Source organism: Amycolatopsis nivea (assembly GCF_004522235.1).
Taxonomy (GTDB): domain Bacteria; phylum Actinomycetota; class Actinomycetes; order Mycobacteriales; family Pseudonocardiaceae; genus Amycolatopsis; species Amycolatopsis nivea.
This window is the reverse complement of the sequence record NZ_SDLT01000039.1, coordinates 91,419-103,360: the sequence shown is the minus strand read 5'-3', so window position 1 is coordinate 103,360 and position 11,942 is coordinate 91,419. Positions and strand designations below refer to the sequence as shown.

Here is an 11,942-nt window from a genome sequence, read left to right as displayed (position 1 = left end):
AACAGAGACTCGGTGGATCCAGGTCTGATTCCCTCAAGGAGCCCTTCACGGACGTCAGGAGGAGCGGAGAAGCAGCGCGTACCGGATCAGGTCGCGCCGCGGGTCCAGTTCACCGCCGAGCCGAAGGGCCCCTGCATCGGCGGACCGGGTGTCAGGCCGGAAATCCCCTTGCCCACCGCCAAAGTCTCGGCTTCCTGGAACAGCGGGATCACGACGTTTTGGGACCACAGCTGCGGTTCCAGCGTCTTGAGCGAGTCGGCGATCGTCGCCGAACCAGTCAGGGCGGAGTCGATCGTCGCCTGCAGGCTCTGGTCGCACATTCCCGCGGGATTCGCCGGGATCACGGGCTTCGTCTTGTCCACCGGCGCGGGTTCCGGGGCGCAGCCGTAGCTGGAGGCCAGCACCGTCGCCGGGTCGCCGCCGACGGGTTGGCCCACGACGGCGATGTCGACGCCGACGGTGCTGTTCGAGTCCGGGCTCGCCTGCTGTTTCCCGTTCACCACCGGCATTGCCAGCAGGGACGAATACAGATCACGCGGTTGCGGTTTGATCTGGTTGACCTCGATGCCGCCCGCGACCAGCTCCGACGCCAGTTCCTTCGCGATCGACGCGTACGGTTCCTGTTCGCCGGGCGACGCGAGCACGATCGACAGCGTCTTGTTTCCCTTGCGCCACACGCCGGCTTCCTTCTTGTACCCGGCGGCGGTGAAGTACTGCTCGGCCTTGGTCGCGTCCGGTGCGGCGGGCGGGCCGGCCGGAATGGTGGGGGCGTATCCATTCGCTGAAGGCGGGAGTACCTGGGCGTCCGCTTTGAGCGTCGCGGACGGGCCGCCCTTCGCCCCGGTCGTGATCAGCTTTCCGCGGTCCACCAGCGCGGCGATGCCCGCGCGGACTTGGGGGTCGGACAGCGTCGCGCTCACCGGGCGCAGCAGCACCGACGCGGTCAGCGGACGCGGCACCGTGTGCAGTTTGACCGCCGAGCCCAGGTCGTTCAGCAGCTGCAGGCCGGTGGAATCGGTGCGGGTCAAGGAGAACTGGTCGTTGCCGCTGCGCAGCGCGGTCGCGATGCCGGACGCGTCGGAGCGGCGCAGGATCAGGGTGTCGACCGCGGCCGGCTTTTCCCAGTACCGGTCGTTGCGCTGGAGGGTCGCTTCGCCGCGAGCGGTGTCGATCGTTTTGATCGCGAACGGTCCGGCTACCGCGGGGAAGCTCGTCGCGAGGGCGTTCGTCCAGCCGCCGGGCGAGTCCTTGAGCAGGTGCTGCGGCAGCAGGTTGTCGAACAGCGTCTGCCAGGCCGGATACGGCTTGCTGAAGGTGACCTCGACGCCCTTGCCGCCGTCGCGGGATTCGATGTCCGAGATCAGCCGGTACCCGGCCGGGTCGATCACGCCGGGGTTCGTCTTCATCGCGTTGGCGAGATAGATGAAGTCCTCGGTGGCGATCGGGGCGCCGTCGGACCACGAGGCGTCCGGGCGGATCACGTACTTGACCGTGAACGGCACCTGCGAGACGACCTCGGCGGAGACCATCAGCGTCTTGTCGAGCGTGCGCGTGCCGTCGTCGGACTGGCGGAACACCGAGGGCAGCAGCAGCTGCGACAGCGCGGTGGTGATCGTCGACGAGTCCGCGATGCTGTGCGGGTTGTAGCCGCCGACCACGTCGTCCACGCCGACCACGATCTGCGACAACGACGCCGCGCTGGTCGTGCTCGACGGCGGGGCCGACGTGACCACCGGGGGCGGCGGGGTGTTCGAACACGCGGCGAGCAGTACTCCCGCCAGCGCCAAGACCGGCGCAAGCCGGCGTCCGAATCGCACGCTCGTCCTCCTGAAAGTTCCCGCCGCGCTCCGTGGTCCGAGCGGACATGCTGCCACGCCAGGGCGGGGGCCGGCATCGAGATTCCCACATCGGCCGCCTCTCCGTGACACCGGAGTGGATACCGCCATAAGAGTGGACGCACGAACCGCTGCCGGGGTTCACGCGAAAGGGCGCCTCCCGGGAACGGGAGGCGCCCTTTTTCACCTGCGAGAGGTTCAGCTGTTGTTGTCGCGGCTCTTGGCCCGCGAGCGCTCCTTGGCGCGGGTGTTGATGTCGAGCGTGACCTTGCGGACCCGCACGACCTCCGGCGCGACCTCGACGCATTCGTCGCTCGCGCAGAACTCCAGCGCCTCTTCGAGGCTGAGCTTGCGCGGGCGGGCCAGCGTCTCCATCACGTCGGCCGAGGACTGCCGCATGTTGGTGAGCTTCTTTTCCTTGGTGATGTTGATGTCGAGGTCCTCGAACCGCGGGTTCTCGCCCACGACCATGCCCTCGTACACCTCCGCGCCGGGCTCGACGAAGAACGTGCCGCGGTCGGCGAGCTGGATCATCGCGTACGCGGTGATCGGGCCGGACCGGTCGGCGACCAAGGAGCCGCTGTGCCGGGTGCGGATCTCGCCCGCCCACGGGAAGTAGCCCTCGAACACGTGGTTCGCGATGCCGGTGCCGCGGGTTTCGGTGAGGAAGTCGGTGCGGAAGCCGATGAGGCCGCGCGACGGGAGCACGTAGACCAGCTTGATCCGGCCGGTGCCGTTGCCGCTCATGTCCTCCATGCGGCCCTTGCGGGACGCGAGCAGCTGCGTGATCGCGCCGAGGTGCTCCTCGGGCGAGTCGATGTACAGGCGCTCGAACGGCTCGTGCAGCTTGCCGTCGATCGTGCGCAGGACCACCTGCGGCTTGCCGACGGTGAGCTCGAAGCCCTCGCGGCGCATCTGCTCGACCAGGATGGCCAGCGCCAGCTCGCCGCGGCCCTGCACCTCCCAGGTGTCCGGGCGCTCGGTGGGCAGGACGCGGATCGAGACGTTGCCGATCAGTTCCTGGTCGAGGCGGGCCTTGACCAGCCGCGCGGTGACCTTGTCGCCGCCGTTGCGCCCGGCCAGCGGCGAGGTGTTGACGCCGATGGTCATCGAGATGGCGGGCTCGTCGACGGTGATCCGGGGCAGCGCGACGGGGTTCTCCGCGTCGGCGAGGGTGTCGCCGATGGTGATGTCCGGGATGCCCGCGATCGCGACCAGTTCGCCGGCGCTGGCCTCGGACGCCGGGACGCGGGTGAGCGCCTCGGTGACGAGCAGCTCGGAGATCCGGACGTTCTGCACGGTGCCGTCCTCGCGCATCCAGGCCACGGTCTGGCCCTTGCGCAGCTTGCCGGCGTGGATGCGGATCAGCGCGATGCGGCCGAGGAAGTTCGACGCGTCGAGGTTCGTGACCAGCGCCTGAAGCGGGGCATCCAGGTCCGCGGCCGGGGCCGGGACGTGCTGGAGCAGGGTCTCGAACAGCGGGTCGAGGTTCTCGCTGTCGGGAAGGCCGCCGTCCTCGGGCTGCTCGAGCGACGCCTTTCCGGCGCGCGCGGAGGCGTAGACGACCGGGAGGTCGAGGATCGCGTCGAGGTCGGCGTCCTCGATGTCGCCGGCCAGGTCGAGCAGCAGGTCGTGGGTCTCCTCGACGACCTCGGAGATCCGCGCGTCCGGCCGGTCGACCTTGTTGACCAGCAGGATCACCGGCAGCTTCGCCTCGAGCGTCTTGCGCAGCACGAAGCGGGTCTGCGGGAGCGGGCCCTCGCTCGCGTCGACCAGCAGCACGACGCCGTCGACCATGGAGAGGCCGCGCTCGACCTCGCCGCCGAAGTCGGCGTGGCCCGGGGTGTCGATCACGTTGATGGTGACCGTGCCCTCGGGGGTCTGGCGGTGGATCGAGGTGTTCTTCGCGAGAATGGTGATGCCCTTTTCCCGCTCGAGCTCACCGGAGTCCATCACGCGGTCGACCAGCTCGGCGCGTTCGGCGAAGGCGCCGGACTGGCGGAGCATGGCGTCGACCAGGGTCGTCTTGCCGTGGTCGACGTGGGCGACGATCGCGACGTTGCGCAGGTCGGGCCGGGTCTTGCCGGACGCGCGGCCGGTTTCGACCGCGGTGGCGCTGGCTGCGGGCACGCGAAGACTCCTGAACTTCGAAGAATAAAGGCGGGTGGCACCGCGCGGCGGACGGGATGACGGGCACCGGACACAGCGACCGGCTCTCGCTGACCGGCTTTGGCCACACGCGGACTTCAATCAGGATACCTGTTGGGTTGGTGTGAGGAGCGCCACGCCCTATGATCGGTTAGGCTCACCTAACCTGATGGGTGTTCTTGACGGCCGGTTTGAGGAGTGCGCGGTGGGGAAAAAGGGCGCGGACGATCCTCGGGCTGTGGTGCGGAAGTTGATGAAGGCCGGGAAGGTCAAGAAGAAGTGCTGCCGGTCTAAGGATCGGTGTAAGAAGTGTCCGGTTTTGGCGTTGAAGAAGGCTCAGAAGCAGGTGGCTAAGGCTGCTTGATCCCGGTTGGTCTTCGGCTCGTCGCCTGGCGGCGACGTTGCTCTTGGGTNCGTCGCCTGGCGGCGACGTTGCTCTTGGGTAGTGCGGTGGGGCACCCCGAAGCTTGATTGTGCTGACGGTCTGGGGTGGCTTGTCAAGGCGGGAAAGATGCCTTGACAAGCCACCCCAGACCGCAGGAGAGCTTCGTATCGGGGTGCGGGGGAGGGCTGGGTGCACCGACAGTTGAGTGCACCGGCGGCGGCTTCGTCCGCGGCGGGGCTTGCGCCCCAATGTGGCATTGGGTGCATGCGACGCACCCAATGTGGCGTTCGGTGCATGTGACGCAACCAATGTGGCATTGGGGCGCTTCCCGAGCAGGCACCGGACGGGCGCGGGGTCGGCGAGCGGGTCGTGAGGGGAACCCTCACGGAATCAGATTCCCTCAGGGTGGCCCTCACGTACGCCAAACAGCCGTGAAGGGCTCCTTCAGGGAATCTAAGTCCCTCAAGGAGCCCCTCACGGACCAGCCGCGGGGCGCGACGGGAATTAGCGGCTGTGAGGGTGGCCCTCACGGAATTCGCTAGTTCTTGTCCAAGAGTTCGTTCACCAGGTTCAGTTCGGGGGCCGTCCTGGTGGGCTGGAAGTGGATGATTTCGTAGGTGGCCAGCTGGCCGATCGCGAAGGGGTCGGTGGCCAGGATCGCGTCCAGCTGTGCGCGTTCCATGGGGCGGGTGATCAGCACGCCGCCGGTGCGGGGGCGTTGGCCTCCGGAGGCCAGGAAGTGGCCGTCTTCGTACTGCTTCGTGAGCCACTCGTTGTGCGCTGGCAGGGCGCGGTCGATTTCCTCTAGCGGAACGATGTACGTGAGCACGACGACGAACATGGTTCGAACCGTAGTCCGGTGCTAGGCTCGTCGCATGCGTTTCCAGAGCACTCAGTGGTGGCCGCCCGTTGGCGGCCCTGAAGCTCTGCGCTGAAAAACCAGCGAAGGCCGCCCCGGTGGGCGGCTTTTTTTGTGCCTGCTCCCGGGGGCGAACATCCAAGGGAGAGGGAAAATCCAATGGTCCAGTTGTCCGGCATCACTCCGTCCGGTCACGTTCAGCTCGGCAACCACCTCGGCGCGTTGCGGCGGTGGGCTGCGGAAGGCGGGCCGGACGATCTGTATTTCGTGTCTGACCTGCATGCGATGACTACCGCGCACAATCCGGCGAAGTTGCGGTCGTTGGCGACGGAGCAGCTTGCCGTGCTGGTGGCTGCGGGAATCGCGCCGGAGCGGGTGTTCGTGCAGTCCGATCTTGCCCGGGAGCTCGGGGCGCTGACGTGGGTGCTGGAGTGCACTTGCTCGTACGGCGAGGCGGCGCGGATGATCCAGTTCAAGGAGAAATCCAAGGGGCAGGCCGGAGTGCGGCTCAGTTTGCTGACTTATCCGGTGCTGATGGCGGCCGACATCCTGTTGCAGGGGGCGGATGAAGTGCCGGTCGGCGAGGATCAGCGGCAGCATGTCGAGTTGGCTCGCACGCTTGCCCGGCGGTTCAACTCCACCTACGGCGAGGTGTTCGTCATTCCGGAGGCGACGTTGCCGCCTGCCGGGGCTCGGGTGAAGGACCTCGCTGAGCCGACGCGGAAGATGTCGAAGTCCGCGCAGGATTCCGCCGGGGTGGTGTTCGTGCTGGACGAGCCGGATCAGGTGCGGCGCAAGATTCGCAAGGCGCGCACCGACGGTGATTCGGTGCCGGTTTACGACCCGGAGAATCGGCCGGGGATCTCGAACCTGCTCGAGATCCTGGCTGCGTGCGGGGGCGGTGATCCGGCCGAGCTAGCCGAGAAGTATCCGTCGTACGGCGTGCTCAAGGACGCTGTCGCGGACGCGGTGATCGAGGAATTGCGTCCGGTGCGGGAGGGCACGCGCGCGTTGCTGGACGACGTCGCCGAGCTGGAGCGGGTGCGCAAGGCGGGGGCGGAGCGGGCGATCGATCGCAGTTCGCACCGGGTGTCGGCGGCGCTGCGGATGGTCGGGGCTGCTTGAAGGGCCTCGTGAGTGCTGGTTCTACTGAGAGCCAGCACTCACGAGAGCGCTCAGCGCGGGCAGCAGGTCCCGGTCCGCGGGGAGCCAGTCCAGTTCGTTCAGTTCGTCGTGTCCGACCCAGCGCAGTGCGGTGTGTTCGACCGCGCGCGGCTCGTCGCCAGGGGACAGCAGCGCGGCGGAGTACACGCGCAGCACTTTTCCGCCTGGCAGCGGGATTTCCGGGCCGACCCGGTCGCCGACAGTGACCACCACGTCCAGTTCCTCATGGCATTCCCTGGCCAGCGCGAAGGCCTCGGTCTCGCCCTCCTCGACGCGCCCGCCCGGCAGTTCCCACTGGCCGGCGTGATGCGGCGGCCAAGCCCGTTGCTGGGCAAGAAGCTTGCCGTCGCGCACCAGTGCCGCCCCGACGATGACCGCGTCCATGCGCTCAGTCTCCCCCACCGGATTCACCGGTCCGCGCCCGCCCGCCAGGTGACCTCGAACCGCGCGCCGCCGTCCGGCGATTCGCCGACCCGTACGTTGCCGCCGCGACGGCGCACGGTTTCGGCGACCATCGCCAGGCCCAAGCCGGTTCCGCCGGACGAGCGCGCCCGGTCGTCCGACACCCGGTAGAACCGGTCGAACACCTTGCTCCGGTGCTCGGGCGCGATGCCCGGACCGTCGTCGTCCACCACGACCCGCACCTTCGAGCGCGAGGCCAGCACGGACACCACGATCTGCCCGGACGCGTACCGGCAAGCGTTGCGCAGCAGGTTGTCCAGCACCAGCTCGACCTCCTGGTGCGCCGCCGACGCCCAGGCCTGCGCCACCGCGCTGCTCACCCGCGTGTCGGGCGCCCCGGACGGCAACCGGCGCACCGCCGCGCGGACCTCGGACACCACCTCGACCGGTTCCGCGGGCGGCACCTCGCCAGCGTCGGAACGAGCCAGTGCGAGCAGGCCGTCGAGCAGGCCGGACAGCCGTTCCGACTCCTCGAGGATGTCCGAGAGCGTCTCCTGCGACAGTTCCGGATCAGGATTCGTCACCGCCACCTCGGCCTGCACCCGGATCGACGCGACCGGTGACCGCAGCTCGTGCGCCGCGTCGCCGGTGAATCGACGCAGCCGCTGGCTGACCTCCTCCTGGCGTTCGAGCAGCGCGTTGAATTCCTCGGCCAGCGCGCGCATTTCGTCGTGCGACGTCGGCAGCGGCAGCCGCGAACCCGGCGGCAGCGCACGCACCAGACCGCGCATCCGCGCCACCGGCCGCAGCGCGAGCCGCACGACCAGCCAGGTCGCCAGCGCTGCCACCAGCGCACCGACCAGCGCGACCACGACCAGCCACAACCCGCCGTAATGCACCGCGGCGGCGAACCCGACCAGCCCGGCCCCGGCGACGACCAGCCGCTGGCTGCCGTTCGGCGCGCTGACCACCTGGCCGCGCCAGCGCGATCCGTCCGACTGCACCGGCAACCCCGCCTTGAGCTGCGAGACCTCCTGGCCGGTCAGCTTCGGCCGCGCCTGGCCGTCCACCGGATTCCCGGCGATGTCCAGCACCCGCACCGTCACCGGGTCCGCCGCGGCGAGCGGCGTCCCGGCGGAAACCGCACTGGTCGCCGGGACGAGCGCGGCCGACAGCTCCTCGTCGACCGAATCCGTGAGCAGCGGGTCGAGCTTGTTCGCCGCCAGCGCGGCGAGGCCCAGCAGGCAGCCGAGGGTGATCGCCGCGGCCAGCACGGTGATCCGGACCTGCAGCGACCGGCGGCCCCACCACGACGACGGCGAGCCGGTCACCTGACCTCGTCAAGCTGGTCGTCGGAGGCGAGATAGCCGTGCCCGCGCACCGTCCGCAGGATCGAACCCGCGCCGACCGCGTCGAGCTTGCGCCGCACGTAACCCACATACACCTCAACGAGATTCCGCGTGACGGCCTGCTCCTCGCCCCACACCGCGCGCAGCAGCTCGTCCTTCGTCACGACCGTCCCCGCGCGCCCGACGAGCACCTCCAGCAAGCCGAATTCGCGCGGGCTCAACGGCACGTCCTGACCGTTCCAATGCACCTGCCGCAGCGCCCGGTCGACCTCCAGCGCGCCGAGTTTCAGCGCGCCGCGCGACGCGTCCGGCCCGGCACGACGCAGCACTGCCCGCACCTGCGCGACCAGCACGACGAACGAAAACGGCTTCACGAGGTAGCCGTCCGCGCCGAGGTCGAGGCCGTCGGCCTGGTCGATCTCGCCGTCTTTCGCGGACACGAGCAGCACCGGCGTGGTCACGTTCTCCGCGCGCAGCCGTTCCAGCACGCGGTAGCCGGACAAGCCGGGCAGCATGATGTCCAGCAGCACTACGTCGAACGAACCGGTGCGCGCGAGCTGCAGCCCGGTCGGCCCGTCCGCGGCGGTGACCACGTCCATGTCCTCCGCGCGCAGGCCGCGCTGCAGCGCCTTGCGCACACCAGGTTCGTCGTCGACCACCAGCACCCGAGGTTTCACGATCCTCATCATGGCCGGTTTGTGCAGTTGACGCGCGTACTCTCAGTGCCATCTCAGCTGAACGGGCCGAACATTCAGGGGTATCTCAGCCTCGGCAGTGGAACGTCTGCACCGGGAGCCGGGCCCGCCAAAGCCCGGGAACACAGGGAGAGACGAGATGGATCCGAAGAAGAAGGCCATCACCGCGGCCGTCGTCGGCACCGCGCTCGGCGTGGGCGGACTGGTCGTGGTGGCGATGCCTGCCTCGGCGGGGGACGCGCCGAAGCTGCCTCAGGTCAGCGCGGAGGAACTGGTCCAGTCGGTGGTCGCCGCGAAGCCCGCGCCGTTCGACGGCACGGTGACGGTGAGCAACGACCTCGGCCTGCCGAAAATGGCGACCGGCGCGGTCCCGGGGGCGAGCGCGCTCGGCATCGACTCGGCGCAGGTGTTCAGCGACGGCGCGGGCAAGACGAAGGTGTCGCTGACCAAGGGGCAGACGCAGGAGACGATCGTCCACAACGGCAACACCGTGTGGGACTACGACTCCAAGACCAACAGCGCGACCAAGACCACCATCCCGGCGGACGTCGCGACCAAGCACCAGCCGGTCGAGGGCCAGTCCCCCGACCCGGCTACCGCGGCCAAGCAGCTGCTGGCCAAGGTGCGCGAGAGCAGCAACGTCGCGGTCGACGGCACGGCCACGGTCGCCGACCGGCCGGCGTACGAGCTGGTCCTCACGCCGAAGCCGACCGAACGCACGCTGCTGCGCGAGATCCGCGTCGCGGTCGACTCGCAGACCCGGATGCCGCTGCGGCTTTCGGTGCTGAGCAACGGAACCACCGCCCCGGCGCTGGAGCTGGCGTTCAGCAAGATCGAGTTCGCCGGACAGCCGGCCGACCTGTTCGCCTTCACCCCGCCCAAGGGCGCGAAGGTGACCGAGAAGCAGGCCAAGATCGACGAGCGCGACAAGGCGCTGGCGAACGAGGCCAAGCAGGACACCAAGCTCGTCGGCGACGGCTGGGACACCGTCGTCACCGGCAAGGTGCCCGCGGACCTGATGCAGGCGAAGCAGCAGGCGCAGGGCCAGGAAAAGGGTCCTGACGTGCAGAAGATGCTGAGCCGGTTCGCCAAGCGGGTCAACGGCCCGTGGGGCAGCGGCTACCTCTTCACCACGAAGGTGGGCGGCGCGGTCCTGACCGACGACGGCCGGTTCGCCGCCGGCGCGGTCCCGGAGCAGGTCCTCTACGAAGCGCTGGGCGCCAAGTGACCAGCACCGCGGTCGAAACCGGGGCGGGCGTCTCCGAGGAGGCGCCCGCCCCGGCGGTCCCGCTGGCCGCGCGCACCCGAGGGGTGCGCAAGGTCTACCGCGGCACAGTCGCGGTGGACCACGTGGACCTGGACGTTCCCGAGGGCGCCGTGCTCGGCATGCTCGGACCCAACGGTTCGGGCAAGACGACCACGATCCGGATGCTGCTCGGGCTCGTCCGCCCGACCGCCGGCGAGGTCGAACTGCTCGGCCGGAAGATGCCGGAGGAATCCGCGCACGCTCTGCCGGACGTCGGCGCGCTGGTCGAGGGGCCGGGCTTCCACCCGTTCCTGTCCGGACGCGACAACCTGCTGCGGTTCGCCGCGGCCGAACCGCGGCTGGCGTCGTCCGCGATCCCCGGCGCGGTCGACGCCGCGCTGGACCGGGTCGGGCTCTCCGCCGCCGCGCGCCGCCGCTACAAGGGCTATTCGCTCGGCATGAAGCAGCGGCTCGGGTTGGCCAGCGCGTTGCTGGTGCCGCGCCGGATGGTCGTGCTCGACGAACCCACCAACGGGCTGGATCCGGCGGGTACCAGGGAGATCCGCCGTATCATCGCCGATCTGCACGCCGACGGCGTGACCGTGGTGGTGTCCTCGCATCTGCTGGCCGAAGTGGAAGCGACCTGTACGCACGTGGCGGTGCTGCAGTCCGGCACGGTGGTCGCCCAGGGCGAACTGGCCGATCTGCTGGAGTCCGGGAACGCCGCGCTGCTGGTGCGCACCCCGGACGCCGAGCACGCGGTGGAAACGTTGCGGGAGAACCGGATCGGGGCCCGGCTGACCCCGGACGGCGTCCGCGTCGACCTCACCGCGACGGCCGCGCCGCGAGTGCTGCAGGTGCTCGTGCAAGCGGGGGTCGAGGTGCACGAGGCGACCCGGGCGCGGACCGGGCTGGAAGACCTGTTCGCGCGGCTGACCGAAGGGGAATCGGCGGCTGGCGACGAATCCGAGGGGGACGCATGACTACCGCTGCGGTCGCCGTTCCGGTGAGCCGGACCGGGCACGACACGGTGCCGTTGTTCCGGCTGTTCGCCGCGGAACTGCGCTGGATCTTCCGCAGGCCGCGCACGCTCGCCGTGCTGGGGCTGCTGGCGCTGGTGCCGATCGTCGTCGGGATCGGCCTCACGCTGGTCGGCGAGAGCTCCGGGAGCGACGCGCCGGACGACAGCGGCGGCGCGCTGCTGGCGTCCGCGGTGAACAACGCGTTCGTGCTGCCGATCGCCGCGATGGTCCTGACGCTCACGCTGCTGCTGCCGCTCGCCTCCGCGATGGCCGGTGCGGACGCGATCGCCGGCGAGGCCGCGCACGGCACGCTGCGCGGCTGGCTCATCGCGCCGGTGAGCCGGGGACGGCTGCTGGCGGTCAAGGCGTTCGGCGTGGCGACGGTGTCCGTGGTCGCGGTGCTCTCGATGTGCGTGACCGGTGTGATCACCGGGTTGATCATCAACGGCACGGATTCGCTGTTCACGCTGTCGGGCACGACCCTGTCGCTCGGCGAGGCGCTGCTGCGGATCCTGCTCGTCGGCGGCTGGATCGTGCTGCAGCTGTGGGCGGTCGGCGCGGTCGCGCTGGCGGTGTCGAGCTGGACCGAGCACCCGATGCTCGTGGTCGCCTCGGTGCTGGCCATGAACATCGTCTTCACCATCCTCGGCTTCCTCAGCTCGCTGAAGTGGCTGCACCCGTTCCTGCTCACCAAGGACTGGACGATCGCCCCGGCGGCGGTGCTCCAGGATCCGATGATGCTGACGACGTTCGGCGAGGGCGCGGTCCGCGCGGCCTGCTACATCGTGGTCGGCCTGTCGCTGGCCTACGGACGCCTCGTCACCCGAGACGGCTGAC

11 protein-coding genes are annotated in these 11,942 nt (G+C 69.5%); 5 read left to right on the top strand and 6 right to left on the bottom strand.

Features of this window, described 5'->3' with window-relative positions:
* Nucleotides 1–86 precede the first annotated feature (86 nt).
* A complete protein-coding gene (locus EIZ44_RS35025) occupies nucleotides 87–1,817 on the bottom strand; it encodes an ABC transporter family substrate-binding protein (RefSeq protein ID WP_134733455.1) in 1,731 nt (576 codons plus the stop codon).
* Nucleotides 1,818–2,033: 216 nt separating this feature from the next.
* Entirely contained in the window at nucleotides 2,034–3,965 is a 1,932-nt protein-coding gene (gene typA / locus EIZ44_RS35020) for a translational GTPase TypA (protein WP_037816632.1), read from the bottom strand.
* 187 nt (nucleotides 3,966–4,152) lie between these two features.
* Between typA and EIZ44_RS35015 the strand changes: the two genes are divergently transcribed.
* Nucleotides 4,153–4,347, top strand: a complete 195-nt coding sequence (locus EIZ44_RS35015; RefSeq protein ID WP_134733453.1) for a hypothetical protein — start codon at nucleotides 4,153–4,155, stop codon at nucleotides 4,345–4,347.
* A 559-nt stretch (nucleotides 4,348–4,906) separates the two neighbouring features.
* Here EIZ44_RS35015 and EIZ44_RS35010 read toward each other — a convergent pair.
* Nucleotides 4,907–5,209 carry a YciI family protein gene (locus tag EIZ44_RS35010; RefSeq protein ID WP_043828161.1) on the bottom strand — a complete coding sequence of 101 codons (303 nt, stop codon included), beginning with the start codon at nucleotides 5,207–5,209 and terminating at the stop codon, nucleotides 4,907–4,909.
* 177 nt (nucleotides 5,210–5,386) lie between these two features.
* Here EIZ44_RS35010 and trpS point away from each other — a divergent pair, with 177 nt between their 5' ends.
* On the top strand, nucleotides 5,387–6,352 hold the full coding sequence (trpS, locus tag EIZ44_RS35005) for a tryptophan--tRNA ligase (protein ID WP_037816636.1): 966 nt from the start codon (nucleotides 5,387–5,389) through the stop codon (nucleotides 6,350–6,352).
* A 21-nt stretch (nucleotides 6,353–6,373) separates the two neighbouring features.
* On the opposite strand, the gene EIZ44_RS35000 is transcribed toward trpS, so the two are convergent.
* From EIZ44_RS35000 to EIZ44_RS34990, 3 genes are read right to left on the bottom strand one after another with little or no spacing between them, the layout of a single operon-like run.
* Nucleotides 6,374–6,775: a (deoxy)nucleoside triphosphate pyrophosphohydrolase gene (locus EIZ44_RS35000; RefSeq protein ID WP_037816638.1), complete on the bottom strand. Its 402-nt coding sequence runs from the start codon at nucleotides 6,773–6,775 to the stop codon at nucleotides 6,374–6,376.
* A 23-nt stretch (nucleotides 6,776–6,798) separates the two neighbouring features.
* Entirely contained in the window at nucleotides 6,799–8,124 is a 1,326-nt protein-coding gene (locus tag EIZ44_RS34995) for a sensor histidine kinase (protein WP_037816639.1), read from the bottom strand.
* On the bottom strand, nucleotides 8,121–8,831 hold the full coding sequence (locus tag EIZ44_RS34990; RefSeq protein WP_037816645.1) for a response regulator transcription factor: 711 nt from the start codon (nucleotides 8,829–8,831) through the stop codon (nucleotides 8,121–8,123). The genes EIZ44_RS34995 and EIZ44_RS34990 overlap by 4 nt, the downstream gene beginning before the upstream one ends.
* Nucleotides 8,832–8,976: 145 nt before the next feature.
* Here EIZ44_RS34990 and EIZ44_RS34985 point away from each other — a divergent pair, with 145 nt between their 5' ends.
* The 3 genes from EIZ44_RS34985 to EIZ44_RS34975 are packed head-to-tail and all read left to right on the top strand — an operon-like array spanning nucleotide 8,977 to nucleotide 11,941.
* On the top strand, nucleotides 8,977–10,065 hold the full coding sequence (locus tag EIZ44_RS34985; protein ID WP_134733451.1) for a LolA family protein: 1,089 nt from the start codon (nucleotides 8,977–8,979) through the stop codon (nucleotides 10,063–10,065).
* Complete coding sequence (locus tag EIZ44_RS34980; RefSeq protein WP_134733450.1) at nucleotides 10,062–11,066, top strand: ABC transporter ATP-binding protein; 1,005 nt, start codon at nucleotides 10,062–10,064, stop codon at nucleotides 11,064–11,066. The genes EIZ44_RS34985 and EIZ44_RS34980 overlap by 4 nt, the downstream gene beginning before the upstream one ends.
* Nucleotides 11,063–11,941 (top strand): ABC transporter permease, encoded by an 879-nt coding sequence (locus EIZ44_RS34975; RefSeq protein WP_134667009.1) that lies wholly within the window; start codon nucleotides 11,063–11,065, stop codon nucleotides 11,939–11,941. Before EIZ44_RS34980 ends, EIZ44_RS34975 begins: the two co-directional genes overlap by 4 nt.
* The last annotated feature ends 1 nt before the right edge of the window (nucleotide 11,942 follow it).

What these genes read in the sequence shown, in the direction of transcription:
- EIZ44_RS35015 (WP_134733453.1), top strand. Translation starts at nt 4,153, where the DNA reads ATGGGTGTTCTTGACGGCCGGTTTGAGGAGTGCGCGGTGGGGAAAAAG.
- EIZ44_RS34990 (WP_037816645.1), bottom strand. Translation starts at nt 8,831, where the DNA reads ATGATGAGGATCGTGAAACCTCGGGTGCTGGTGGTCGACGACGAACCT.
- EIZ44_RS35010 (WP_043828161.1), bottom strand. Translation starts at nt 5,209, where the DNA reads ATGTTCGTCGTCGTGCTCACGTACATCGTTCCGCTAGAGGAAATCGAC.
- trpS (WP_037816636.1), top strand. Translation starts at nt 5,387, where the DNA reads ATGGTCCAGTTGTCCGGCATCACTCCGTCCGGTCACGTTCAGCTCGGC.
- EIZ44_RS34985 (WP_134733451.1), top strand. Translation starts at nt 8,977, where the DNA reads ATGGATCCGAAGAAGAAGGCCATCACCGCGGCCGTCGTCGGCACCGCG.
- EIZ44_RS35000 (WP_037816638.1), bottom strand. Translation starts at nt 6,775, where the DNA reads ATGGACGCGGTCATCGTCGGGGCGGCACTGGTGCGCGACGGCAAGCTT.
- EIZ44_RS34975 (WP_134667009.1), top strand. Translation starts at nt 11,063, where the DNA reads ATGACTACCGCTGCGGTCGCCGTTCCGGTGAGCCGGACCGGGCACGAC.